This window comes from Streptomyces diastaticus subsp. diastaticus (assembly GCF_011170125.1).
Classification (GTDB): domain Bacteria; phylum Actinomycetota; class Actinomycetes; order Streptomycetales; family Streptomycetaceae; genus Streptomyces; species Streptomyces diastaticus.
The window spans coordinates 2,646,274-2,671,164 of record NZ_BLLN01000005.1; the positions used below are offsets into that span (position 1 = coordinate 2,646,274).

The 24,891-nt window shown below is 72.3% G+C and carries 22 protein-coding genes; 10 read left to right on the top strand and 12 right to left on the bottom strand.

All coding sequences use genetic code 11. The annotated features are described in order from the left end of the window. The first annotated feature begins 71 nt into the window (after window positions 1–71). Window positions 72–1,046 (top strand): ribose-phosphate diphosphokinase, encoded by a 975-nt coding sequence (locus Sdia_RS28660; protein ID WP_100456812.1) that lies wholly within the window; start codon window positions 72–74, stop codon window positions 1,044–1,046. Window positions 1,047–1,182: 136 nt separating this feature from the next. Then, window positions 1,183–1,497 (top strand): hypothetical protein, encoded by a 315-nt coding sequence (locus Sdia_RS28665; RefSeq protein WP_189500102.1) that lies wholly within the window; start codon window positions 1,183–1,185, stop codon window positions 1,495–1,497. A gap of 142 nt (window positions 1,498–1,639) precedes the next feature. Here Sdia_RS28665 and kilB read toward each other — a convergent pair whose 3' ends face one another. Then, a complete protein-coding gene (gene kilB / locus Sdia_RS30920) occupies window positions 1,640–2,086 on the bottom strand; it encodes a plasmid transfer protein KilB (RefSeq protein WP_487251285.1) in 447 nt (148 codons plus the stop codon). 252 nt (window positions 2,087–2,338) lie between these two features. Between kilB and Sdia_RS28670 the strand changes: the two genes are divergently transcribed. The 3 genes from Sdia_RS28670 (at window position 2,339) to Sdia_RS28680 (ending at window position 4,335) form a co-directional block, all read left to right on the top strand. Continuing rightward, window positions 2,339–2,920: a 50S ribosomal protein L25/general stress protein Ctc gene (locus tag Sdia_RS28670; protein WP_100456814.1), complete on the top strand. Its 582-nt coding sequence runs from the start codon at window positions 2,339–2,341 to the stop codon at window positions 2,918–2,920. Between the two features lie 160 nt (window positions 2,921–3,080). Further along, window positions 3,081–3,668: an aminoacyl-tRNA hydrolase gene (pth, locus tag Sdia_RS28675; RefSeq protein ID WP_115067865.1), complete on the top strand. Its 588-nt coding sequence runs from the start codon at window positions 3,081–3,083 to the stop codon at window positions 3,666–3,668. Window positions 3,669–3,804: 136 nt separating this feature from the next. Next, entirely contained in the window at window positions 3,805–4,335 is a 531-nt protein-coding gene (locus tag Sdia_RS28680; protein WP_229830845.1) for a hypothetical protein, read from the top strand. A gap of 86 nt (window positions 4,336–4,421) precedes the next feature. On the opposite strand, the gene ppc is transcribed toward Sdia_RS28680, so the two are convergent. Further along, complete coding sequence (gene ppc, locus Sdia_RS28685) at window positions 4,422–7,100, bottom strand: phosphoenolpyruvate carboxylase (protein ID WP_107488285.1); 2,679 nt, start codon at window positions 7,098–7,100, stop codon at window positions 4,422–4,424. 351 nt (window positions 7,101–7,451) lie between these two features. Here ppc and Sdia_RS28690 point away from each other — a divergent pair, with 351 nt between their 5' ends. Together Sdia_RS28690 and Sdia_RS28695 are read left to right on the top strand one after the other, a co-directional pair. Then, complete coding sequence (locus Sdia_RS28690) at window positions 7,452–8,441, top strand: acyl-CoA desaturase (protein WP_115067864.1); 990 nt, start codon at window positions 7,452–7,454, stop codon at window positions 8,439–8,441. Further along, window positions 8,438–9,115: a TetR/AcrR family transcriptional regulator gene (locus tag Sdia_RS28695; RefSeq protein WP_100456818.1), complete on the top strand. Its 678-nt coding sequence runs from the start codon at window positions 8,438–8,440 to the stop codon at window positions 9,113–9,115. Before Sdia_RS28690 ends, Sdia_RS28695 begins: the two co-directional genes overlap by 4 nt. 74 nt (window positions 9,116–9,189) lie before the next feature. Here Sdia_RS28695 and Sdia_RS28700 read toward each other — a convergent pair whose 3' ends face one another. Continuing rightward, window positions 9,190–9,564, bottom strand: coding sequence for a VOC family protein (locus Sdia_RS28700; protein WP_189500103.1), 375 nt, complete (start codon window positions 9,562–9,564; stop codon window positions 9,190–9,192). Then, window positions 9,564–10,394 carry a trans-aconitate 2-methyltransferase gene (locus Sdia_RS28705; protein WP_100456820.1) on the bottom strand — a complete coding sequence of 277 codons (831 nt, stop codon included), beginning with the start codon at window positions 10,392–10,394 and terminating at the stop codon, window positions 9,564–9,566. Before Sdia_RS28705 ends, Sdia_RS28700 begins: the two co-directional genes overlap by 1 nt. Window positions 10,395–10,516: 122 nt before the next feature. Between Sdia_RS28705 and Sdia_RS28710 the strand changes: the two genes are divergently transcribed. Next, the gene (locus Sdia_RS28710; RefSeq protein WP_026048349.1) at window positions 10,517–11,014 is read left to right on the top strand and encodes a MarR family winged helix-turn-helix transcriptional regulator; all 498 of its coding nucleotides are present in this window, start codon (window positions 10,517–10,519) and stop codon (window positions 11,012–11,014) included. Between the two features lie 265 nt (window positions 11,015–11,279). Here Sdia_RS28710 and Sdia_RS28715 read toward each other — a convergent pair whose 3' ends face one another. The 4 genes from Sdia_RS28715 to galT all read right to left on the bottom strand — a co-directional run bounded on the left by Sdia_RS28715 (window position 11,280) and on the right by galT (window position 15,691). Then, window positions 11,280–12,038, bottom strand: a complete 759-nt coding sequence (locus Sdia_RS28715) for a LuxR C-terminal-related transcriptional regulator (RefSeq protein ID WP_100456983.1) — start codon at window positions 12,036–12,038, stop codon at window positions 11,280–11,282. Between the two features lie 334 nt (window positions 12,039–12,372). Continuing rightward, window positions 12,373–13,584: a galactokinase gene (galK, locus tag Sdia_RS28720; protein WP_100456821.1), complete on the bottom strand. Its 1,212-nt coding sequence runs from the start codon at window positions 13,582–13,584 to the stop codon at window positions 12,373–12,375. After that, a complete protein-coding gene (galE, locus tag Sdia_RS28725; protein WP_100456822.1) occupies window positions 13,581–14,627 on the bottom strand; it encodes a UDP-glucose 4-epimerase GalE in 1,047 nt (348 codons plus the stop codon). The genes galK and galE overlap by 4 nt, the downstream gene beginning before the upstream one ends. Next, window positions 14,624–15,691: a galactose-1-phosphate uridylyltransferase gene (gene galT / locus Sdia_RS28730; RefSeq protein WP_100456823.1), complete on the bottom strand. Its 1,068-nt coding sequence runs from the start codon at window positions 15,689–15,691 to the stop codon at window positions 14,624–14,626. The genes galE and galT overlap by 4 nt, the downstream gene beginning before the upstream one ends. Before the next feature lie 299 nt (window positions 15,692–15,990). Here galT and Sdia_RS28735 point away from each other — a divergent pair, with 299 nt between their 5' ends. Next, complete coding sequence (locus Sdia_RS28735; RefSeq protein WP_100456824.1) at window positions 15,991–17,664, top strand: sodium:solute symporter family protein; 1,674 nt, start codon at window positions 15,991–15,993, stop codon at window positions 17,662–17,664. Window positions 17,665–17,697: 33 nt separating this feature from the next. After that, complete coding sequence (locus Sdia_RS28740) at window positions 17,698–18,054, top strand: hypothetical protein (protein WP_100456825.1); 357 nt, start codon at window positions 17,698–17,700, stop codon at window positions 18,052–18,054. Window positions 18,055–18,109: 55 nt separating this feature from the next. Here Sdia_RS28740 and Sdia_RS28745 read toward each other — a convergent pair whose 3' ends face one another. The 4 genes from Sdia_RS28745 to Sdia_RS28760 form a co-directional block, all read right to left on the bottom strand. Then, a complete protein-coding gene (locus Sdia_RS28745) occupies window positions 18,110–18,844 on the bottom strand; it encodes a helix-turn-helix transcriptional regulator (protein WP_100456826.1) in 735 nt (244 codons plus the stop codon). A gap of 251 nt (window positions 18,845–19,095) precedes the next feature. Then, window positions 19,096–21,006 (bottom strand): outer membrane protein assembly factor BamB family protein, encoded by a 1,911-nt coding sequence (locus Sdia_RS28750; protein ID WP_100456827.1) that lies wholly within the window; start codon window positions 21,004–21,006, stop codon window positions 19,096–19,098. 106 nt (window positions 21,007–21,112) lie between these two features. Beyond that, window positions 21,113–22,894 (bottom strand): outer membrane protein assembly factor BamB family protein, encoded by a 1,782-nt coding sequence (locus Sdia_RS28755; RefSeq protein ID WP_115067861.1) that lies wholly within the window; start codon window positions 22,892–22,894, stop codon window positions 21,113–21,115. 150 nt (window positions 22,895–23,044) lie between these two features. Further along, the gene (locus Sdia_RS28760; RefSeq protein WP_100456829.1) at window positions 23,045–24,853 is read right to left on the bottom strand and encodes an ABC-F family ATP-binding cassette domain-containing protein; all 1,809 of its coding nucleotides are present in this window, start codon (window positions 24,851–24,853) and stop codon (window positions 23,045–23,047) included. Window positions 24,854–24,891 lie beyond the last annotated feature (38 nt).

Below are 24,891 nucleotides of genomic sequence, written 5' to 3' on the forward strand. Positions count from 1 at the left end.
TCTGGCACGTCAGGGGTGTCCGGACCGGGGCGGGTGCAGCGGCGGAAGATTCGTCTGAGGAGACAAGTGCTGTGACCGGGATCAAGACGACCGGCGAGAAGAAGCTGATGCTCTTCTCCGGCCGCGCCCACCCCGAGCTTGCCGAGGAGGTCGCCCACCAGCTGGGGGTCGGTCTCGTACCGACCAAGGCATTCGATTTCGCCAACGGCGAGATCTACGTGCGGTTCCAGGAGTCCGCGCGCGGCGCGGACTGCTTCCTGATGCAGAGCCACACCGCCCCGATCAACAAGTGGATCATGGAACAGCTGATCATGATCGACGCTCTGAAGCGGGCCTCCGCGCGGAGCATCACCGTGATCGTCCCGTTCTACGGCTATGCCCGCCAGGACAAGAAGCACCGCGGCCGCGAGCCCATCTCGGCCCGCCTCATCGCGGACCTGCTGAAGACGGCGGGTGCCGACCGCATCCTCACCGTCGACCTGCACACCGACCAGATCCAGGGCTTCTTCAACGGCCCCGTCGACCACCTCTTCGCCCTCCCGATCCTGGCGGACTACGTGGGCACCAAGGTCGACCGCTCCAAGCTCACCATCGTCTCCCCCGACGCCGGCCGTGTCCGCGTGGCCGACCGCTGGTGCGACCGCCTCGGCGCCCCGCTGGCCATCGTCCACAAGCGGCGCGACAAGGACGTGGCCAACCAGGTCACCGTCCACGAGGTCGTCGGTGACGTCGAGGGCCGCGTCTGCGTCCTGGTCGACGACATGATCGACACCGGCGGCACCATCTGCGCCGCCGCCGACGCCCTCTACGCCCACGGCGCCGAGGAAGTCATCGTCACCGCCACCCACGGCGTCCTCTCCGGCCCCGCCGCCGACCGCCTGAAGAACTCCAAGGTCAGCGAGTTCGTCCTCACCAACACCCTCCCCACCCCCAACGAACTGGAGCTGGACAAGGTCACCGTCCTCTCCATCGCCCCCCTGATCGCCCGCGCGGTCCGCGAGGTCTTCGAGGACGGCTCGGTCACCAGCCTGTTCGAGGAGGAGTAACCACTCCCCGTACGGAGCCACCCGCCCGGCAGACCGGGGGAGACTCCGCAGGAACGCTTTTGCGACGCAAGGCCCGGCACCCTTCCAGGTCCGGGCCTTGCGCCTACCCGGCCGGCCCCGCTGCCAGGACGGCCCCGTGGACCACGTGGAACGCGCCAGGACCGAGACCGTCGCCCACTACCGGGCCCTCGACGAACACGCCGCCTTCCGGCAGCACTTCCGCCACGCCGACGAGGACGGCAACCTCTGGTACTTCGAGGCCGTCCCCGACCGCGGCGAACTGGTCGTCGTCAGGCAAGCCGAACTGACCCCGTCCGGCCGACTCCTCCGCTACGACTGGCGACACCTGGAGGACGAACACGGCTTCCTGACGGACCAGCCGATCGACCTCGCCGAGGACCCGGTCGAGGTCATCGCGGCGGAGGAGTTCCGGCGGGTGTGGGCGGGGTGAGCGTGCCGCGCTCCGGGCACCGGTCCGCCACCCCGCTGAAGGGGCCGCCGGAGACGGCCACCGCCTGGCAGGCACCCCGGAGCGGGGCACGGGCCCCTGATCCGTGCGGCCACCGCCCCGCGCCCCGGGCTCGCCGACAGCCTCAGAGCTGCCGCTTGGCCTCCCTCACCGGCCCGGCTGTCCCGTCCCTGGTGCGCTCCCGCCGCCCGTCCAGATCCTCCCGGTCCCGCGCCCTGTGCACCTCGGAGACCTCGTCCGGCAGGCGGGAGCCCGTGCGCCCCAGTCCCTCGTCCGCGGTCAGCGTCTGGACGCGGAAAGGAGCCTCCTGGGCGCGGGTGCGGAGGTCGTAGCCGCGGATGCGGACCGCGTCGGGGTCTTCCGGGGCGGGACTCGTGACGGCGGAACCAGAGGTGGATGAGGCAGCGGCGGTGGTCGACGAGGCGCCGGCGTAGGTGACGTAGGCGTCGAGGCGTTCCTGGCGGAGTTTTTCGTCGCGGGTGAAGCGGTGGCCGCGTTCGGCGGTGCCGCGCTGGGTGGCGGCGGAGCCGAGGAGCGTTCCCAGGACGGCTGTCGCGCCGGCGCGACGGATTCCACCCGGTACGGGATCACAGGCGCGGCCGCTTGTCTCCGGTGCGGGCGCGGTCCGCCGTCATCACGGCGCCGGGTGATCGATTTCCGCCGGTTCCCCGCCCCCGGGTACACTCCCCCTGTTGCTCGGCGAGGGACGCCAGCCCGGTTCTCCGGCTCGTGGTCCGTTATCGACGCGCTCTTCGTAGCAGGCCGGTCGTGTCAGTCGTGGCCGAGTGACCACCACCGTCGTACCGCTACACGAGGAGTGCACATGGCTGACGTCAACATCACCGCCGAGACCCGCACCGAGTTCGGCAAGGGTGCGGCCCGCCGCATCCGTCGCGATGCCAAGGTTCCCGGCGTGGTCTACGGCCACGGCGCCGAGCCCGCGCACGTGGTCCTGCCCGGTCACCAGCTGATGATGGCCCTGAAGACCTCCAACGTCCTGATCGCCCTCGAGGTCGACGGCGAGACCGAGCTGGTCATCCCGAAGGCCGTGCAGCGTGACCCGCTGAAGGGCTTCCTGGTCCACATCGACCTGCTCACCGTCAAGCGCGGCGAGAAGGTCCAGGTCGAGATCCCGATCCAGGCCGAGGGCGACCTGGCCCCCGGTGCCAACCTGCTGGAGTACGTCCTCTCCGCTCTGCCGGTCACCGCCGAGGCCACCAGCATCCCCGACTTCCTGACCGTCTCCATCGCCGGTCTGGACGCGGGCGACGCCATCCTGGCCAAGGACATCACGCTGGCCGAGGGTGTCGCCCTGGACGTCGAGGACGACACCGTCGTCCTCCAGGTCCTGGCCGCGCAGGCCGAGGAGGCCCCGGCCGAGGGCGAGGAGGGCGCCGAGGCCTGACCGGTCCCGGCCCCGCAGTAGCTCCGCAGTACCGAACCGCCGTCCCGCGCGACGCCTCGCGCCGGGACGGCGGTTCGCTGTCGGGCACCGCGCACCGGTGCCCGTACGTGCACACGTACCTACGCTTCCCGCTCCCTCCCCCGCTCCGAGGAGAACGTCAGTGACGGACGACAGCCCCTGGCTCGTGGTGGGCCTCGGCAACCCGGGCCCCGAGTACACGGCCAACCGCCACAACGTCGGCTTCATGGTCGCCGACCTGCTCGCCGCCCGGGCGGGCGGCAAGTTCAAGGCGCACAAGGCGCGCGCCCAGGTGCTGGAGGCACGGATCGGCGCCCCCGGGCCGGGCGGCAGGCGGATCGTGCTCGCCAAGCCGCAGTCGTACATGAACCTCTCCGGCGGGCCGGTGACCGCGCTGCGGGACTTCTACAAGGTGCCCACCGAGCGGATCGTCGCCGTCCACGACGAGCTGGACATCGACTACGGGGCGCTGCGCCTGAAGCTCGGCGGCGGCGACAACGGGCACAACGGCCTCAAGTCCATGACCAAGTCGCTCGGCCCCGACTACCACCGGGTGCGGTTCGGCATCGGCCGGCCACCCGGCCGCATGCAGGTCGCCGACTTCGTGCTGAAGGACTTCTCGTCCACGGAGCGCAAGGAACTGGACTACTTCGTGGACCGCGCCGCCGACGCCGTCGAGGCGCTGGTGGTGGCGGGCCTGGAGCGGGCGCAGAGCTCGTACAACACGTAGCCGTCCCCGCGCGGCCGTCCCCGCGCGGCCGCGCGGACGCCTGTCCCGTACCTCCCCGGTCGTCACCGAACGTCCACAGGGACGAAGGTTGGCCGGAAGATTGACCGGCCCCGGGGCTACGGCCCAGTATCCCGCCATGCCCTCGTCAGCCAAGGCCGCGTCCTCGAAGAACCCCCGGCGCAGCCGCACGCGCCGCGCCGGGGAGAGCGCCTACGGGCTGCTGCTGCTCGGCGGGCGGGCCCTGATGGGGCTCCTCGCCGTGCTGCTGCTGGTCGCGGGAGCCTGGGCCTCGTGGCCCGCAGCCCAGCACGTGATGTTCCCGCAGAGCCGCGAGCACGGCACGATGACCGTCGTGCGGTGCGGGGAGGAGCACTGCACCGGCCCGTTCGCCCCGGCCTCCGACAACGCCACGCGGCGCGGCAAGGTCAGCATCGAGCGCTCGGTCGCCGCCGACGAGGGCGCCGAACTCCCCGTCGTCGTCAAGCCCGGCACCACCGCCGTGGTCCGCTCCGGCTTCCCCGGCCTGCTGCACGCCTGGGTCCCCCTGGGCGGCGCCCTGCTGCTGGCCTCCGTGGTCGTCGCCGGGGGGATGCGGATGCGCCGCACGGCCTGGGGGCTGGCGGGCGCGGGGGCGCTGCTGCTGACGGGGGCGTTCCTGCTGCTGTGAGGGGCCGGGAGCCCCGGTGCGCGCGACGGCGCCCGCCCCCACCCCGCGAGGGTGGAGCCGGGCGCCGTCGCGCGCCGCCTACCGGGTCAGCCGGTGTTGCGGAGCCCCGCCGCCACGCCGTTGACGGTGAGGAGGAGGGCACGGGAGAGGAGCGGGTCGGGTTCCTCACCGCGTTCGGCGGCGGCGCGCTGGCGGGCGAGGAGGGAGACCTGGAGGTAGGAGATGGGGTCGAGGTAGGCGTCGCGGATGGCGAAGGTCTGCTGGAGGACCGGGTTGCTGTCGAGCAGTTCCTCGCCGCCGGTGACGCGCAGGATCTCGGCCACGGTGAGCGCGTGTTCGGCCTCGATGGCGTCGAAGACGTGGCGCAGCTCGTCGGGGACGAGGGTGTCGACGTAGTGGCGGGCGATCCGCAGGTCGGTCTTGGCCAGCGTCATCTCGACGTTGGAGACGAAGTTGCTGAAGAAGTGCCAGTGCTCGTACATCTCGCTGAGCACTCCGTCGAGGCCGGCCTCGCGCAGCGCCTTGAGGCCGGAGCCGACGCCGTACCAGCCGGGCACGATCTGCCGGGACTGGGTCCAGCCGAAGACCCAGGGAATGGCCCGCAGCCCGTCGAGCGAGACGCCCGAGCCGGGGCGGCGCGAGGGGCGCGAGCCGAGGTGCAGCTCGGCGAGCTGGTCCACCGGCGTCGACGCGAGGAAGTACGAGGGCAGGGCCGGGTCCTCGACGAGCTCGCGGTAGGCGGTGTGGGCCGCTTCGCTCACCACGTCCATGGCGGCGTCCCAGCGGGCCAGCGCCTCGACCGACTGCCGGGGCGCGGTGTGCAGGGCGGAGGCCTGGAGGGTGGCCGCGACCGTCAGCTCCAGGTTCTCCCTGGCCAGGGAGGGGACGAGGTACTTGTCGGAGATCACCTCGCCCTGCTCGGTCACCTTGATCTCGCCCTCCAGGGTCCCCCAGGGCTGGGCGAGGATCGCGTCGTGCGAGGGGCCGCCGCCGCGGCCGACGGTGCCGCCGCGGCCGTGGAAGAGCCGCAGCCGGACGCCGTAGCGGTGCGCGACGTCGCGCAGGCGGCGCTGGGCGCGGTGGATCTCCCACTGGGAGGTGGTGATGCCGCCGAACTTGGAGGAGTCGGAGTAGCCGAGCATGACCTCCTGGACATCGCCGCGCAGCGAGACGAGCAGGCGGTACGAGGGGTCGGCGAGCATCTCGTCGAGGATGACGTCGGCGGCGCGCAGCTCGTCGGTGGTCTCCAGGAGCGGCACGATGCCGATCTTGGCCCAGCCGGCGTGCAGGTCGATCAGCCCGGCCTCGCGGGCGAGGACGGCGGCGGCGAAGACGTCGTCGGCGCCCTGGCACATCGAGATGATGTACGACTCGACGACCTCGGGTCCGAAGACGGCCAGCGCCCGCTTGACGGTGTGGAAGACGTCGAGGGTCTTCTCACCGGCGGCGTCGAGCGGGGCCGGGCTCGGGGCGAGCGGCCGGCGCGAGCGGAGTTCCTTGGCGAGCAGCCGGGTGCGGTAGTCGCGCGGCATGTCGGCGTACCGCCAGGACTCCTCGCCGAGCCGGTCGAAGAGCTGGCCGAGGGCGTGGTGGTGGGCGTCGGCGTGTTCGCGGACGTCCATGGTGGCGAGCTGGAGGCCGAACGCGGCCAGGGTGCGGATGGTGCGGTTCATCCGGCCGTCGGCGAAGAGGCCGCCACGGTGCTCGCGCAGCGAGTCCTGGATGAGGGTGAGGTCGGTGAGGAGTTCGGCGGTACCGAGGTAGTCGCGGCCGGGCTGGTGCGTGGTGCCCCGGGCGAGGCGCTCCTTGGTGTTCTCCAGCTTCTGGCGGATGCAGGTGGCCTTGAGCCGGTACGGCTCCTCGGCGTTGAGCCGCTTGTAGCGCGGGCTGATCTCGGGGAGGTGGTCGAGGTCGGCCTGGAGGGAGGCGAGGAGTTCCTCGGTGGCGCCGGTGTAGCGGATGGAGTTGGAGAGGAAGCCGCGCAGTTCGTCGACGACGTCGAGGGCGTCGTTGATGCCGTGCTCGTGCTGGAGGATCAGCACGTCCCAGGTGACCTGGGGAGTGACGTTCGGGTTGCCGTCACGGTCGCCGCCGATCCAGGTGCCGAAGGTCAGCGGCCGGGAGTCCTCGGGCAGCTCGACGCCGACCCGGGCCAGCTCGGCGGTGAGGTCCTCCAGGACGTCGCCGACGGCGCCGGAGTGCAGCTCGTCCAGGTAGTAGACGGCGTTGCGGGCCTCGTCGGCGGGCTCGGGGCGGACCACGCGCAGTTCGTCGGTCTGCCAGACGAGGTCGATGTTCTCGGCCAGCCGGGTGTCGTGGCGGCGCCGGTCTGCCTCGATCACCGGGGTCTCCAGCAGCTCCGCGACGCGGCGCAGCTTGTTGAGGACCGAGCGGCGGGCGGCCTCGGTGGGGTGGGCGGTGAAGACCGGCCGCACGTTGAGGTGCTGGACGGTCTCCCGCAGGTGTTCGGGGTCGGCGTCCTTGAGCCGGTCGGCGGTACGGGCCAGCAGCCCGCCCTCCTCGGCACGGCGGGCGCGCAGCTCGCGGCCGCGGTGGACCTGCTCGGTGACGTTGGCGAGGTGGAAGTAGGTGGAGAAGGCGCGGACCAGCTTGGCCGCGATCTCCAGTTCGAGGCCGCCGAGGAGTTCGGCGGCGGCCTCCCCGTCCGTACGGGTCAAGGCGCGGACGCGCTCGACGAGGTCGAGGAGTTCGTGCCCCTCCTGGCGTACCAGGGCCTCGCCCAGCAGATCACCCAGCCGGCGGATGTCGGCGCGGAGTTCGGGGCTGGTGGTACGGGCGGGGTCAGGGGTTTCGGTGGGCCCAGGGCGGCCGGTGGCGCTGGTCGTGGTGGCCTGGGCGTCGGCACTGCTCACAGGTGCGGCTCCTTGCAGTGTGTCGAGCACGTTCTGGAGGTGGCGGACCGCGCTGTCCGACGGGTCAAGGATAGGTCGGTGGGGCAGGCGGCAGGAGACACCCCCGTTCGGGGCCACTTGCCGCGAGGCCGGTCGCTGCCATACTTACGTCACCGTAGGTTACGGAACCGTAGGTGGCCGATGCCCTCCTCTTCACCGGTTCCTCGGCCACCGACCGCATACCCTCAACCCTCAGGGGCGCCCATGACCTCGACCTCCGAAATGATCGACGAAAAGCCTCGGACCTCACCACCGGATTCCGCCTCGGCGCCGTCCGCCACGCTGGGTGGCGACCGGAAGGGGACGGTGGAGCAGCTCGCCCTCCTCCTCTTCATCGTCGTGCCGTTCCTGGCACTGCTGGCGGCGGTGCCGCTGGCCTGGGGCTGGGGGGTGAGCTGGCTGGACCTCGGGCTGATGGTCTTCTTCTACTTCCTGGGGTGCCACGGCATCACCATCGGCTTCCACCGGTACTTCACGCACGGCTCGTTCAAGGCGAAGCGGCCGCTGCGCATCGCACTGGCCATCGCCGGGTCGATGGCGGTGGAGGGCCCGCTGGTGCGGTGGGTGGCGGACCACCGCAAGCACCACCGCTTCTCCGACGCGGAGGGCGACCCGCACAGCCCGTGGAAGTACGGCGAGACGGTCCCGGCCCTGCTGAAGGGCCTGTGGTGGGCGCACATGGCGTGGATGTTCGACGAGGAGCAGACGCCGCAGCAGAAGTACGCCCCGGACCTGATCAAGGACCCGGCGATCCGCCGCATCTCGCGGCAGTTCGTGCTGTGGACGGTCGTGTCGCTGGCGCTGCCCCCGCTGATCGGCGGACTGGTGACGATGTCGTGGTGGGGCGCGTTCACCGCGTTCTTCTGGGCCTCCCTCGTCCGGGTGGCGCTGCTGCACCACGTCACCTGGTCGATCAACTCGATCTGCCACGCGGTCGGCAAGCGCCCCTTCAAGTCCCGGGACCGCTCGGGCAACGTCTGGTGGCTGGCCGTGCTCTCCTGCGGCGAGTCGTGGCACAACCTGCACCACGCCGACCCGACCTCGGCCCGGCACGGCGTACAGCGCGGCCAGATCGACTCCTCTGCGCGGATCATCCGCTGGTGCGAGCAGCTGGGATGGGCCCACGACGTGCGGTGGCCCTCGGCCTCGCGCATCGAGTCCCGCCGTCAGCGGAAAAGTGCCGACCCGGCATGATGGAGGGCGTGGCGACCGACTCGAGCAACAGCACCAGCAGTGAGAAACCGCGCCGGACCCGGCGGACCCGGATGACGGGCGCCGAGCGGCGCGAGCAACTGCTGGACATCGGTCGTACGCTGTTCGCCGCCAAGGGTTTCGAGGGCACCTCCGTGGAGGAGATCGCGGCGAAGGCCGGGGTCTCCAAGCCGGTGGTGTACGAGCACTTCGGCGGCAAGGAGGGGCTGTACGCGGTCGTGGTCGACCGGGAGATGCGCCAGTTGCTGGACATGGTGACGGGCGCGCTCACCGCGGGCCACCCGCGCGAGCTGCTGGAGCAGGCGGCCTTCGCCCTGCTCGACTACATCGAGTCCTACACCGACGGCTTCCGCATCCTGGTCCGGGATTCGCCGGTGGCCCAGTCGACGGGCACCTTCGCCTCGCTGATCAGCGACATCGCCACCCAGGTCGAGGACATCCTCGGCACCGAGTTCAAGAACCGCGGCTTCGACGCCAAGCTGGCGCCGCTGTACGCGCAGGCGCTGGTGGGGATGGTGGCGCTGACCGGCCAGTGGTGGCAGGACGCCCGCAAGCCGAAGAAGGCCGAGGTCGCCGCCCACCTGGTGAACCTCGCCTGGCACGGCCTGGACGGCATGGAGCAGAAGCCCCGGCTGATAGGGCACCGCAAGAACTGAACCACCGCCGTAGGTGACGAGGGCGGGCAGGGCACCCGGGTGCCCTGCCCGCCCTCGTCACGTACGCGCCCCGCTCATCCCTCCGTCTCCGCGTCGGGCTCCAGGAACTCCAGGCGGTTGCCGGCCGGGTCCTGGGCGTAGAAGCGGCGGTGGCCCGGCAGGTTGTCGTCCCAGGTGACCTCGGCGCCGTGGGAGGCGAGACGGGCGGCGAACGCGTCGATGCCGGTGACGCGCAGGCCGGGGTGGGCCTTGGGCGAGGGACGGTGGCCGGGGTCGGCGCCCAGGTGGAGCTGGACGCCCCCGGCCTCGAACCAGCAGCCGCCGCGCGCGGCGAGCACCGGCGGCTTGGGGATCTCGGTCATGCCGAGCGCGTCGGCGTAGAAGCCTCGCAGGGTGTCCTCGGTGCCGGGAAGGGCGGCGAGCTGGACGTGGTCGACGGCTACGAGCATCAGGGAACCTCCTGGCCGGCCCGGGTGGCCGGCATCGTGGTGACCGCGAAGACGCGGCGGAAGGGGAACGGGGTGGTGCCGTCGGCCGTCGCCGGGTACGCCTCGCGGAGCTGGGCGCGGTAGGCGTCGGTGAAGGCGGTGCGGGCGGCCGGGTCGTCGGCCAGGGCGTCCAGGACGGGCCGCAGACCGGTCCCGGTCACCCAGTCGAGGACGGCGTCCGGGCCGGTCAGCAGGTGCAGGTAGGTGGTCTCCCACAGGTCCGTGGTGCGGCCGGGCCCGGCGAGGTACGGCAGGTAGCCGGCGGGCTCGAGTACGGCGTCGGCGCCGCGCAGCACCCCCGTCAGCCGCTCGCCCCAGGGGCCCTCGCTCGCGGCGAGGCGGCGCATCAGGGCGTGGCTGGGGGCGTCGAAGTTGCCCGGGACCTGGAAGGCGAGGGTGCCGCCCGGGACCAGGGCCGCGGCCCAGTCGGCGAGCCGGTACTGGTGGCCGGGGACCCACTGGAGGGTGGCGTTGGAGGTGATCACGTCGTACGGCTCGTCCGGCGTCCAGGTACGCAGGTCCGCCCGGGCGAAGTCGGCGCCGGTGTCCGCGAGGTCGGCGCGGGCGCGGGTCAGCATGGCGTCGGAGTGGTCGTAACCGGTGACGTGGGCCTCGGGCCAGCGTTCGGTGAGCAGGCGGGTGGAGTTGCCGGGGCCGCAGCCGAGGTCGGCGATGCGCAGGGGGCGGTCCGCCGGGGCGGGCGGCTCCGGGACGCGGGCGAGGAGGTCGGCGAAGGCGCGGGTGCGGTGGTCGGCGTGGCGCAGGTACTGGACGGGGTCCCAGGTGGGCATGGGTGCCTCCTCGGCGGGGCGGGTCGGGAAGGGCGGCCTCTTCCCCGGGCGGGCCCATCCTCACCGGGAAGTCTCTTGACGTCAAGAGACTTCACGTCGACAGACCTACTACACTGATCCGCATGGAGGACGAGGTCGATCGGCTGGTCGCAGCGTGGCGCCGGGAGCGCCCGGACCTCGACGTGGAGCCGCTGGAAGTGCTCAGCCGCGTCAGCAGGCTGGCGCGGCATCTCGACCGGGCCCGCAGGATCGCTTTCGCGGAGCATCAGCTCGAACCCTGGGAGTTCGACGTGCTGACCGCCCTGCGGCGGTCGGGGGTGCCGTACCAGCTCTCGCCCGGGCAGTTGCTGACCCAGACCCTGGTGACCTCCGGGACCATGACCAATCGGATCGACCGGCTCGCCAAGAAGGGGTTGGTCGAGCGGTTGCCCGACCCCAGTGACCGGCGGGGCGTGCTGGTGCGGCTCACCGACGAGGGGTGCGACCGGGCCGACCGGTCCCTGGCCGGGCTGCTCGCGCAGGAGCGGGCCATCCTGGCCGAGCTCGCGCCGGCTCAGCGGGCCGAACTGGCCCGCCTCCTGCGCGCCCTCACGGCCCCGTTCGACAACATCCCGGGCTGACCCCTCCCTCACCGGCCCGGCCGGCGCTTGAGGCCGGTCAGGGCGCGGCCCGGTCGCGCCGGAGCCGGGCCGCAAGCAGACCCGCCCGGACCTGTCCGGCGGATCTTCGTGGGCCCGCGACGCCTGGCACGACTCTCGCCGCAGGCCCGCATCACCCGAGTACATCCGGTACGAGGGAGATCCGGGCGCACGCCGAGAGCACGCACCGGACGCCGCGGGCCGTGCCACGAGGATCCGCCCGGACAGGCGCTCATGATCAATACAGCTAGCCCGCGCGGACCCCGTTCGGGGGCGTGGCCAGGTCGGCGGGGCCGACGCCGGCTCGGCGGGCCAGGGCTACGGCGGCCAGGGTGGAGTGGACGCCGAGCTTGCCGAGGACGTTCTGCATGTGGGTGCGCACGGTGTGCGGTGAGAGGAAGAGCCGCTCGGCGACAGCCTTGCGCCCGAGCCCGGCCACCATGCAGCGCAGCACCTCCCGCTCGCGGGGCGTCAGGGACTCGACCAGGCGTTCGCTGTCGCTGCGGTGCCTGCGCGCGGCGGTCAGCTCGCGCAGCACCCCGGTGAGCAGGGCGGGCGGCAGGTGGGTCTCGTCGCGCAGGACGCCCCGGACGACGGTCAGCAGACGCGAGAGGGAACAGTCCTTGGCGACCCAGCCGACGGCCCCGGCCTGGAGGGCGAGCGCGGCCCGTCGTGGGTCGTCCCGCTCTGCGAGGACGACGGTACGCACCCCGGGCTGCACCGACCGCACCCCCGCGACCAGCGCGATCCCGTCGACGGGCGCCCCGTCGCCTCCCGCCTCGCGCAACGGCCCGGGCTGCGGCGGACGTGCCGCGCCGAGGTCGGCGTCGACCAGCAGGACGTCGTACGGCCGGCTCTCCACGGCGGCGCGCTCCAGGCAGCGCAGGGCGGCCGGGCCGCTCCCGGCGGCCGATACGTCGACGTCCGGCTCGGCGGTGAGCGCCGCCGCCAGGGACTCGGCGAAGATGCGATGGTCGTCGACGACCAGGACTCGGATACGGACCACCTTGCGTAACCCCCACTGGCCGGGGGAACGGACGGTCACGGTCGCGGTACCCGGTTCCTCCGCTCGCCGCGGAGGGACCCGGGGCCACCCGGCCGCCGCCCGGTTCCCGTCCCCGCTCACGGACCGGACCCGACGGTCTCGCCCCTGAACGGCACCGGCCCCCACCGGCGCTGCTCCTCAGAGTACGGACGGGGCTCGCGGGGGGAAGCGGATTCGCAGAACTGGCCACCAACGGGCCGGCACCGGGCGGCCGGTGCGTGACGGGTGGGGTCGAGGGGACGGAAGGGACCGGAGTGCGCCGACTCCGGTCCCCTTTGGGCCCGCCGGGCCCTTCTCAGCTGATCCGGCGTGCCCCCGCCGAGGGCAGCGCCGGGAAGATCCGGGGCTCGGGGTGCCCGGCGGTCGCGAAGGCGGCGCGGACCGCCTCGCCGATACGGCCGGCCGCGTCCGCCTCGGTGAGGACCACCGCCGAGCCGCCGAACCCGCCGCCGGTCATCCGGGCGCCCAGCGCCCCGGCCGCCAGCGCCGACTCCACGACCAGGTCGAGTTCGGGGCAGGAGACCCGCAGGTCCTCGCGGAGGGAGCGGTGGCCCTCGGTGAGCACCGGCCCGACCGCGCGGACCTCGCCCGCGTCGAGCAGGGCGATGACCTCGCCGACGCGGTGGTTGTCGGTGACGATGTGGCGGACGTAGCGGACGACGTGCTCACCGGCGTCCGCGAGCCGCTCCAGTGCCTCGGCCAGTTCGGCGTGGGGCACGTCCCGCAGGTGGCTCACGCCCAGGCGCCGGGCGCCCTCCTCGCATCCCGCGCGCCGTTCGGCGTACGCCCCGTCGCCCAGCGCGTGCTGCACGCGGGTGTCGACCACCAGCAGGGCGAGTCCGTCGTCGGCGGGGGCGAAGGGGACCTGGCGCAGTGAGAGGTCCCGGGTGTCGAGGTGCAGCGCGTGGCCGTCGGTGCAGCAGGCGGCGGCCATCTGGTCCATGACGCCGCAGGGGACGCCGACGAACTCGTTCTCGGCGCGCTGGGCGAGCCTGGCCAGTTCGGCCCGGCCGAGTCCGAGGCCGTACAGGTCGTTCAGGGCGAGGGCGGTCACCACTTCCAGGGCCGCCGAGGAGGAGAGCCCGGCGCCGGTCGGCACGGTGGAGGCGAGGTGCAGGTCGGCGCCGCCCACGGCGTGGCCGGCGGCGCGCAGGGCGTACACGACCCCGGCCGGGTAGGCGGCCCAGGAGGTGTCGCAGCCGGGGGTCAGGTCGTCCACGCGGAGTTCGGTGACGGGGTCGGGGAGGTCGGCGGAGTGCACGCGCAGGACGCCGTCGTCGCGGCGGGCGACGGCGGCGACGGCCGTGTGCGGCAGGGCGAGCGGCATCACGAAGCCGTCGTTGAAGTCGGTGTACTCGCCGATGAGGTTGACCCGGCCGGGGGCGGCCCAGACGCCCTCCGGGTCGCGGCCGTACAGCGCGCGGAACCCTTCGGCGACCTGCTCGGCCCGGCGCGTCTCGTCCTCCGGGGCGGTCTCGGCCCCGGCGCGGACTTTGGCGGCGCTCACGCGGCGCCCCCGGCGGTCGTGGCCTGCCCGGCGTCGCGGGTGCGCCCGTGGCGGGCGAAGTCCCAGGCGTCCTGGACGATCGCGTCGAGGCCGGGGCGGGTCGGCACCCAGCCGAGGCGGGTGCGGGCCCGGTCGGCGGAGGCGACGAGGACGGCCGGGTCGCCGGCGCGGCGCGCGGCGGAGGTCTCGGGGACGGGGTGGCCGGTGACCTCGCGGACCGTCTCGATCACCTCGCGGACGGAGAAGCCGTTGCCGTTGCCGAGGTTGCAGACCAGGTGTTCGCCGGGGGTGACGGCGTCCAGGGCGAGCAGGTGCGCCTCGGCGAGGTCGGCGACGTGGATGTAGTCGCGCACGCAGGTGCCGTCGGGTGTCGGGTAGTCGTCGCCGTAGACGGAGACGGCCTCGCGGCGGCCCTGGGCGACCTGGAGGACGATCGGGATGAGGTGCGACTCGGGGTCGTGGCGCTCGCCGCAGTCGCCGTAGGCTCCGGCGACGTTGAAGTAGCGCAGGGAGGCGGCGGCCAGGCCGTGGGCGTGGCACTCGCCGCTGATCATGTGGTCGACGGCGAGCTTGGAGGCGCCGTAGGGGCTGGTCGGCGCGGTGGGGTCGGTCTCGGTCAGCGGGACGGAGACCGGCTCGCCGTAGGTGGCGGCGGTGGAGGAGAAGACCAGCCGGCGCACCCCGGCCTCCCGCATCGCGGCGAGCAGCGCGGTGGTGCCGCCGACGTTGTTGACCCAGTACTTCTCGGGGTCCACGACGGACTCGCCGACCTGGGAGAAGGCGGCGAAGTGCAGGACGCCGTCGTAGCCGGCGTCGAGCAGGCGGGCGGCGTCCTGGACGCGGCCCTCGACGAACTCGGCGCCGTCGGGGACGCCTTCGCGGAAGCCGGTGGAGAGGTCGTCCAGGACGACCACCTGGTGGCCGGCTTCCAGCAGGTGCCGGGCGACGACGCTGCCGACGTAGCCGGCGCCTCCGGTGACCAGGTACTTGCCCCGGGCACCCGGTGCCGTACCGCGCTGCCCTGCCTCGCTGCTGACGCTCATGAACTCGCTACCTCTCGCAGTCGCCGCGCCGCGGCCTCCGGCGGCACATCGTTGATGAACACACTCATGCCGGACTCCGAACCGGCGAGGAACTTCAGCTTTCCCTCGGTGCGTCGCACGGTGAAGAGTTCCAGGTGGAGCGCGAACTCCTCGCGCGCCACGTCCGGCTCGCCCGGCCGCGGCTCACCGAAGGGCGCCTGGTGCCAGCCGGAGATGTACGGCGTCGGCGGCCGTCCCTCGCCGAAGATCCGGTCGAAGCGGCGCAGCAGCTCCAGGTAGACGGCCGGGAACTCGGCGCGCGCCGCCTCGTCCAGCGCGACCAGGTCGGGGACCCGGCGGCGCGGGTAGAGGTGCACCTCGTAGGGCCAGTGGGCGGCGTACGGGACGAAGGCGGTCCAGTGCTCCGTCTCCAGGACGATCCGCTCGCCGTCGGCGCGTTCGCGCGCGACCAGGTCGTCGAAGAGGTTGCGGCCGGTGGCGGCGCGGTGCTCGGCCACCGACTGGAGCATCAGCCTCGTCCGGGGGGTGACCTGCGGGTATCCGTAGATCTGGCCGTGCGGGTGGCCGAGGGTGACGCCGATCTCGACGCCCCGGTTCTCGAAGCAGTAGACCTGGCGGACCGCCTCCAGCCGGGAGAGACCCTCGGTGCGGTCGCGCCAGGCCTCCAGGACGAGGCGGGCGGATTCCTCGTCGAGGCCGGCGAAGGAGGTGTCGTGGTCGGAGGTGAAGCAGACGACCTCGCAGCGGCCGGTGGGGCCGGAGAGCGAGGGGAAGCGGTTCTCGAAGACCACCACGTCGTAGTCGCTGTCCGGGATCTCGCCCTGGTGGCCGCCGGGCCGGGCCGGGCAGAGCGGGCAGGCGTCGGCGGGCGGCAGATGGGTGCGGCCCTGGCGGTGCGAGGCGATGGCGACGAAGTCGCCGAGCAGCGGGTCCTGGCGGACCTCGGAGGCGGTGGCGACCTGGTCGGCGGGGCGCGGGTCGGGAGCGTCGCGCTCCCGCCGGCCGTCCCGGTCGTAGTAGATGAGCTCGCGGCCGTCGGACAGCCGGGTCGAGGTCTTCTTCACGCGAGCACCCTCACACACCCCTATCAATCAACATAACCGAACACAACCAATCACAGCACAACAGCGCCGTCAACGCCCGGGAAGCCTCGGGCCCGCCCCGGGGCGCGGGAGTCGCACCGGAACCCACCCCTCCACGACCGCAACCCGCAGGACACCGACAGCGAACCAGCGGAAACAGGGAGGAAACGCCCGGCCCCATCACGATCAAACAAAGAAAACCAACAAAACTGTTCAGATCTTGACGCCAACCGCGTAGGTTCCCGTCTCGTTCAGTTCGCGCAACGAAGCGAGTTCCCCCCATGCTCTATCTCGCCGAGGGGCTCCGGCTCCCGACCAACGGGCTCGACTACACGATCCTGGCGATCTACTTCGCCGTGGTCCTGGGCATCGGCTTCGCCGCCAGGCGTTCGGTGAAGACCAGCCTCGACTTCTTCCTCTCGGGACGCTCCCTGCCGGCCTGGGTGACCGGGCTCGCGTTCGTCGCGGCCAACCTCGGCGCCACCGAGATCCTCGGCATGGCGGCGAACGGCGTGCAGTACGGCGCCTACACCGTGCACTGGTACTGGATCGGCGCCATCCCGGCCATGGTCTTCCTGGGCCTGGTGATGATGCCGTTCTACTACGGGTCGAAGGTCAGGTCGGTCCCCGAGTTCCTGCTCCACCGGTTCGGGCCCTCCTCGCACCTGCTCTCCTCCGTGATCTTCGCCGTCTCCTCGGTGCTGATCGCGGGCGTCAACCTCTACGCCATGGCGATCGTGCTGGAGGCGCTGCTCGGCTGGCCCGAGTGGGTCGCCATCGTCGTCGCCGGCTTCTTCGTCCTCGCCTACATCACGATCGGCGGGCTCTCCTCGGCGATCTACAACGAGGTCCTCCAGTTCTTCGTGATCCTGGCGGCGCTGATCCCGCTGACCGTCGTCGGTCTCAAGCGGGTCGGCGGCTGGGAGGGCATCACCGACTCGCTCTCCGCCTCACAGGGCGGTGACTTCCTCACCGCCTGGGACGGCACGGGCATCGGCGAGGCCAACCCGCTGGGCGCCAACTGGCTGACCATCGTCCTCGGCCTCGGCTTCGTCATGAGCTTCGGCTACTGGACGACCAACTTCGCCGAGGTCCAGCGCGCGCTCTCCGCGAAGAACCTGTCGGCCGCCAAGCGCACTCCGCTGATCGCCGCCTTCCCGAAGATCCTCATCCCGATGGTCGTCGTGGTGCCCGGCTTCATCGCGCTGGTGATGGAGCCCACCATCGGCCAGGCCGGCAGCGGGCTCGACTACAACGACGCCATCCCGGTCCTCATGCGCGACCTGCTGCCCAACGGTGTCCTCGGCATCGCGGTCACCGGTCTGCTCGCCGCCTTCATGGCGGGCATGGCGGCCAACGTCTCCTCGTTCAACACGGTCTTCACCAACGACATCTGGGCCGCCTACCTGAAGAAGGGCCGCGAGGACGGCTACTACCTGAAGGTCGGCCGGGTCGTCACCGCCGTGGGTGTGCTGATCGGCATGGGTACCGCGTTCATCGCGGCCGGGTTCAGCAACATCATGAACTACCTGCAGACGCTCTTCTCCTTCTTCAACGTCCCGCTGTTCGTGGTCTTCATCATCGGCATGTTCTGGAAGCGCACCACCCCGGCCGCCGGTTTCTGGGGGCTGCTCTCCGGCACCGTCGCCGCCATGGTGAACTACTTCTGGCTGTACCAGCAGGGCATCATCGACATCCCGAGCGACCAGGGCGCCAACTTCGTCTCCTCGATCGTCGCGTTCGTCGTCGGTGGCATCGTCATGGTGGTGGTCACCCTGGTGACGAAGCCGAAGCCGGTCGAGCAGCTCGCCGGTCTCGTCTACGGCACCAAGTCGCCCGGCCTCGACCTGGAGGGCGCCGAGGAGGGCGACGAGGTCTGGTACCGCAAGCCGGCCCTGCTGGGCTGGGGCGCGATCATCCTCGCCGCCATCTGCTACGTGCCGTTCTCCTTCTGACCCGGCCCGCACCCACGCCAAGGACGCCCCACCATGACCGAGAAGCAGAATCCGCCCGCGGAGGGCCACGCCTTCCAGGACGAGGTCACCGAGCTGGAAGCCAAGTCGGCCACGGCCGCCCGGCTGTTCGACATCCGCCGCATCATCGGCGCGCTGTTCGTCGTCTACGGCCTGATCGTCAGCGCCGCCGGGATCTTCGCCACCGACGCCGACCTGGAGAAGGCCCAGGACATCAACATCAACCTGTGGACCGGGCTGGGCATGCTCGCCCTCGGCCTGTTCTTCCTGATCTGGGTCAAGCTCCGGCCGACCGTCCCGCCCACCCCGCCGCTCCCCCAGGAGGCGGTCGACGCCGCCGGGGGCGAGAACGGGCCGTCCGCGGCGGGCTGACCCCGCCGGGCCCGGCCGGTCCGCACGGCGCGCACCCCGCGGGGGCCGCGGTTCTTCACGGGGACCGCGGCCCCCGCGGCCTTTCCGGGACGCCGGTGCCGCCGGCCCGCTGCTCCGGGACGACCGGCGGCGCCGCCCGGTCCAGCAGCCCGGTGCGGGCGGCGAGCGCGGCGGCCTCCAGCCGCGAGCCGACCCCCAGCTTCATCAGCACCCGCTGGACGTGTGTCCGGGCGGTGCTCGGCGCGATGCTCATGCCGGCGGCGATCACCCGGGTGTCCTCGCCCTCGGCGACCCGGACCAGCACCTCGACCTCGCGCGGGGTGAGCAGGGCGAGCAGCCGCCGGCCCTCGTCGTCGGGCTGGGCCGCCGGGTCGAGCAGCTCGGCGAAGGCGCCCGCGAGGAGCTGGGGGGCCACCACCGCCTCGCCCTTGCAGGCCCGGACGATGGCCCGCTCGACACCCTCTATCCGCTCGTCGTGCCGCACGTAGCCACAGGCTCCGGCCGCGAAGGCGGCGGCGATCCCGCGCGGGCTGGGCACCGGGCCGAGCACCACCACGGCGACCTGCGGCGCCTCGGCGCGGATACGGACGACCGGGTCGAAGATGCCCGGTTCGGCGGGGGTGGCGGTGCCGATGAGGCAGACCTCGGGTGCCCGGGCGATCACGAGGTCGGCGGCGCCCGAGGCGGGGGCGGTGGCGGCGAGCACCCGGTGCCCGCGCAGTTTCAGCGCCGAGGCCAGTGCCTCGGCCAGCAGCCGGTGGTCGTCCACCACCATCACCCGCACGCCCATCCGGCCGCCTTCCACGCAGTCCCCCGCCCCGGCCCACCGGCCGCACGTCTCCCGGAAGTTACACGCTCGCCCGCGGCCGTGGCCTGGTTTCCCGGCTTTCACCGCCCGTACGCCACACACCGGCCGCCCCCAACCTCTCCACGGCGACCGCCCTCTCAAACACCGGGCCCGGAAAGCGGCCTGCCCCGCCCCCGGGATCCGGGGACGGGGCAGGCGCACGCGACTCGCCCTGAGCGGGCCGAAGGCTCACCTCACGACGTGCCGAAGGCGATGGCCAGGTACTCGGGCTCCTTGGTCACCTTGCTCGGTTCGCGGACGTACAGGGTGGACATGAAGAGGCGGCCGTCGCCGTAGACGACCTCGCCGAACTCCGGGAGGAAGTTCCGCTCGACGTTGCGGACGGCCTCGGTGGCGGGGTTCTCCATCAGGACCGTCTCCTTGCCGCCCGGGTCGATGGTGACGATCTGCCCGCCCTTGTTGTACGGCGGCGCCTTGTAGGCGAGGACGTTCTCGCCGTCCATCCGCAGCGGGTAGATCTTGTACTTGCCGCCGGCGTCGAAGCGGTCGCCGGTCTGCTTGCCGGTCTTCAGGTCGAACGACAGGATCTCGTTGGTCCGGCCGTACTCCTCGCCCTTGGCGTCGTGTTCGGCAGTGGGGACGTAGAGCTTGCCGTTGCCCGCGAGGATCTGCTTGCAGTCGTGGACCTTGTTGACGTCGCAGTCGTGCGCGTACTTGCCGTCCTCCAGGGCGAAGCGGCTCTGGAGGCCGCCCTTGTCGTCGAGGGTGAAGACGTCGGTGACGCCGGAGGCGGTGATCTCCTGCGAGTCGGTGCCGAAGACGACCGGGTCGACGGAGATGACCTTGGCGTTGTCGAGTCCGGCGGGGAGCTTGTAGCTCCACTGCGGGGTGCCGTCGGAGGCGTCGAGGAGCTGCACCTCCATCTTCGGGTTGTCGTAGCTGCCGCACTTGCGGACCGCCACGAGCGCCTCGCCGCCCCGGTAGCCGAGGTCCTCGCAGGCGTCGCCGTTCTGCGGCTTCCACAGCTCCTTGCCGGTCTTCAGGTCGAAGGCGGCGCCACCGTCGGTACCGCCGCCGACGGCCACCGTGCCGCCGCTGATGGAGACCTCGTCGTACCGCGCGGCCCGCGAGCTGACCTCGACCGACTCGGTCCACAGGATCTTGCCGGTGCCCAGGTCGATGGCGGAGATCTTGTCGCAGCCGGGGTACTTGTTGTCGTCCGTCGCCTTGGCGTTCTGGTAGACGACCGCGGCGATGTCCCCGTCGCCGACCTCCGGGGAGGAGGCGCAGTGCTGGCCGGAGAGCGGCGTGGTCCAGGTGACCTTGCCGGAGTCCAGGTCGTAGCCGTTGATCTCGGAGAGGCCGGGCTTGGCGAAGACCTTGCCGGTCAGCCAGGAGCCCTCGACCGGGTAGCTGCTGTCGCCCTTGACCTTGGGCGCGGGGAGCTGGAAGAGGACCTTGGAGGCCGGGTCGGAGGGCACCTTCTCGTCGCCGCCGCCGGAGCCGCCGGGCGCGTCACCGGAGCCGCCCTTGCCCTCGCCGGTCTCGCCCTGCCCGCTGCCGCCGGCGGTGGTCTCGCCGTCCTGCGAGGACTTGTACCAGATGCCCCCGCCGACGATCAGCGCGATGGCCACCACGGCCGCCGTGATGATCATGGCCTGCGGGCCGAACTTCCGCCCGCCGCCCGGCGAACCCTGGGCGCTCATCGGCACGGTGTTCGGCTGCGGGTAGCCGTAGGGCTGCTGCGGCTGGCCGTACGGCGGCTGCGCCGGCTGGCCCGGGTAGCCGTATCCCGGCGCTCCCTGCGGGGGCTGGCCGGGCTGCTGCGGGAAGCCGTGGCCGGGCGCCTGCTGCGGAGACCCGCCGGGCTGCTGCGGGTAGCCGTAGCCCGGCTGGGCGGCCGGGGGCGGCGGGGTCTGCGGGTAGCCGTAGCCGGGACCGCCGGGCTGCGGGGGCTGCTGGGGCTGGTCACCGTCGGTGGCGGGGCCGTCCTTCTTGTCGAGGGACGGCGGCGCGGCGGGCGGCGGGGTCTGCGGCGGCTGGGCCGGCGGGGGCGCGCCGAATCCGCCGGGAGGCGGGTCCTGCGGGGCGCCGAACCCGCCCTGCGGCGGCTCGTTGGGCGGCTGGGACGGCGGCTGGGTCATGGCGTGGGTACCTCGGTGCGCGTGGGGACGTGGGGAGAGGACGGGAGGGGGGGCGGGGGCGCCGGCGGCCCCGGGCGCGCGGCCCGGTGCGGGCGCCCCCGGTGGGTCACTCGGCGTAGGCCAGCATCAGTTTCTCCGCCGCGTCGTCCTTGCCGTTCAGGCGGGTGGTGGAGATGTAGAAGCGTCCGTCGACGTAGTCGACGTCCCGGGAGAAGAAGCCGCGCTCGATCGCCGCCGTCCCCTCGGGCAGTTGCAGGAGCGTGGTCGGCTCGCCGCCGGAGGTGGGGATCGAGACGATCTGCCCGCCCTTGCTGTACGACGCCTCGACGTAGGCGATGAGCTTGCCGCCCTCCATCTTCAGCGGCAGCATCTTCCGGCCCTCGGGGGCCTCGACGGACCACTTCTTCTTGCCGGTGCTCAGGTTGGTGGCGACGATCTCGTTGGCGCCGCCCTTGGCCTCGGTCGGCAGGTAGAGCGTGGTGTCGTCGGCGACGGCGCCCACGCAGCCGCGCAGCGCGCGGGACATGACGGCCCAGCCGCACTGCGGACTGAAGGAGACCTTCGACTCGACCTGGGTGGCGATCTTCCCGTCGCTGACGCGGGAGATGTTCCAGGCCTCCTTCTCCTTGTTGGTCGAGTAGATGACCAGCGGGTCCATCGAGTAGACGCGCTCGACGCGCCAGCCCTTGGCCACGGCGAGGTTGGAGGTGACCTTGCCGGTGGCCGGGTCGAGGACGCTCACCTCGTCGTGCTCGGCGGGCTTGCTCGCGGCGCAGGAGGAGACCATGACGAGCCGGTCGCCCTCGCCGGCCCAGGCGCTGGGGAAGCAGGACTGGCCGTACTTCTTCTTGGTGTACAGCTCCTTGCCGTCACTCAGCCGGAAGGCGACGCCGGACATGTCGCGCCCGGCGATGACGGTGTCCCCGGCGATGACGACGTCGAGCTGGAGGGTGCTGTCGAACAGGGCGCCCTCGTCGAGGGTGTTGGTCCACGCGCTCTTGCCGGTGGCGAGGTCCAGCTGCATCAGCTGGTTGCACTTGGACTTGTCGGTGTTGCCGTTCTTGTGGGCGATGACGACCTTGCCGTCCACGGCCTGCTCGCTCGCCGCGCAGACCGGGCCGGGCAGTTCGACCTCGTCCCAGCTGGGTTTGCCGCCCTCGATGTCCCAGGCGAGGACGGAGCGGTAGGCGGCCTTGACGGCGGTGGTGTCGGTGATCCACATGCCGGGGGCGTCGGCGCCCCGGCCGGGGGCGTCGGGCGCCTCCTTGTACCAGAGGACCTCCGCCTCACCGGACTTGCGGCCCTCGTTCAGGTCCTCCGTCTCGGCCTTGCGGTCGCCCTTGCCGTCGCCCGGGTTGTCCGGGGCGGAGGGGGCGGCGCCGCTGGCGGAAGGGGCCTTCGAGGGCGAGGCGACCGGGTCCTTCTCGTCGTCGCCACCGGTCAGCATGACGACGCCGACCACGGCGAGCACCGCCACGGCCACCGCGCCGCCGACGATCGCCGCCGTCCTCCCCTTGAACGGACCGCGTCCGCCGCCGGGTCCACCCGCACCGGGCGGACCCGGGACGGTCGGCGGCTGGCCCGGGTAGCCGTACCCCGGCTGCGGCTGGCCGTAGGGGCCGGGCTGGGCGTACGGACCCGGCTGCTGGGGAGCGCCGTAGGGGCCGGGCTGCTGGGGGTAGCCGTAGCCGGGCTGCGGGGCCTGCGGGGGCTGCGGGGGCGGGCCGTAGGGGCCGGGCTGCTGCGGGTAGCCGTAACCGGGCTGGGCGGCCGGGGGCTGCGGGGGCTGGGCGGGCGGCGGCCCGCCGTCGTTGCCGGGCCCGGGCTCGGGTGGTGGCCCGAAACCGCCCTGCGGCGGCTGCGGAGGCTGGTTGGGCGGCTGACTCATCAGCGGCTCCCCCTCTTCACTGATATTTCGGCACGCCAGTGCTGGCCCACTTTTCTACCACTCGAACAGGAGAACGCGCGGAAGCGGTCCAGCCCTTGTTCCCAAGGGAGGACCGGTCCGTGATGCGTCCGTTACGCCGCCGCGCGGCCGCTACTCGGCGTCCTCCGCCAGCTCCAGCCAGCGCATTTCCAACTCCTCGCGTTCGCCTGAGAGTTGACGCAGCTCCGCGTCCAGCTCGGCCACCTTCGCGAAGTCTGTGGCGTTCTCCGCGATCCGCGTGTGCAGCTTCTGCTCGCGCGTGGAGATCTTGTCGAGCTGCCGCTCCAGCCGCTGGAGCTCCTTCTTCGCGGCCCGCTGGTCGGCGGCCGGCTTCTCCTTGCGCCCCTCCTCCTGGACGGGGGCCGGGGCCGGGCTCGCCGTCTCGGCCATCCGCTGCCTGCGCTCCAGGTACTCGTCGACACCGCGCGGCAGCATCCTCAGGGCTCCGTCGCCGAGGAGGGCGAAGACCCGGTCGGTGGTGCGCTCGATGAAGAACCGGTCGTGGGAGATGACGATCATCGAGCCGGGCCAGCCGTCGAGCAGGTCCTCCAGCTGCGTGAGCGTCTCGATGTCCAGGTCGTTGGTGGGCTCGTCGAGGAAGAGGACGTTGGGCTCGTCCATGAGGAGCCGGAGGATCTGCAGGCGGCGGCGCTCACCGCCGGAGAGGTCACCGACCGGCGTCCACTGCTTCTCCTTGGTGAAGCCGAACTTCTCGCAGAGCTGCCCGGCCGTCATCTCCCGGCCCTTGCCGAGGTCGACCCGGTCCTTGACCTGCTGGACGGCCTCCAGGACCCGGGTGGCCGGGTCGAGTTCGGCGACCTCCTGGGAGAGGTGGGCGAGCTTGACCGTCTTGCCGACGGCCACCTTGCCCGCGACGGGCTGGACCTCGCCGCCGGTACGGGCCGCCTCGGTGAGGGTGCGCAGCAGCGAGGTCTTGCCGGCGCCGTTGACGCCGACCAGGCCGATGCGGTCGCCGGGGCCGAGCTGCCAGGTCAGGTGCTCGAGCAGCACCTTGGGCCCGGCCTGCACGGTGACGTCCTCCAGGTCGAAGACGGTCTTGCCGAGCCGGGCGGAGGCGAACTTCATCAGCTCGCTGGTGTCGCGCGGCGGGGGCACGTCGGCGATCAGCTCGTTGGCCGCCTCGATGCGGTAGCGGGGCTTGGAGGTGCGGGCCGGGGCGCCGCGGCGCAGCCAGGCCAGCTCCTTGCGCATGAGGTTCTGCCGCTTGGTCTCCTCGGTGGCGGCCCGCCGTTCGCGCTCGGCGCGGGCGAAGACGTAGTCGCTGTAGCCGCCCTCGTACTCGTGGACCGTGCCGCGCTGCACGTCCCACATACGGGTGCAGACCTGGTCGAGGAACCAGCGGTCGTGCGTGACGCAGACGAGGGCGGAACGGCGGGCCCGCAGGTGTCCGGCGAGCCAGGAGATGCCCTCGACGTCGAGGTGGTTGGTCGGCTCGTCCAGGACGATCAGGTCGGGTTCGCCGATGAGCAGCTTGGCCAGCGCGATGCGGCGGCGCTCGCCGCCGGAGAGCGGGCCGATGACCGTTTCCAGGCCCTGCGGGAAGCCGGGCAGGTCCAGTCCGCCGAAGAGGCCGGTGAGCACGTCGCGGATCTTGGCGTCGCCCGCCCACTCGTGGTCGGCGAGGTCGCCGATGATCTCCTGGCGGACGGTGGCGGCCGGGTCGAGCGAGTCGTGCTGGGTGAGGACGCCGAGCCGCAGTCCGCCGCTGTGGGTGACGCGGCCGGTGTCGGCCTCCTCCAGCTTGGCGAGCATCCGGACGAGGGTGGTCTTGCCGTCGCCGTTGCGGCCGACGACGCCGATCCGGTCGCCCTCGGAGACCCCGAGCGACACCCCGTCGAGCAGGGCACGGGTGCCGTAGACCTTGCTGACGGTCTCGACGTTGACCAGATTGACGGCCATTTCACTCCTGTACGGGGATGGGTGCGGCCTCCAGCGTA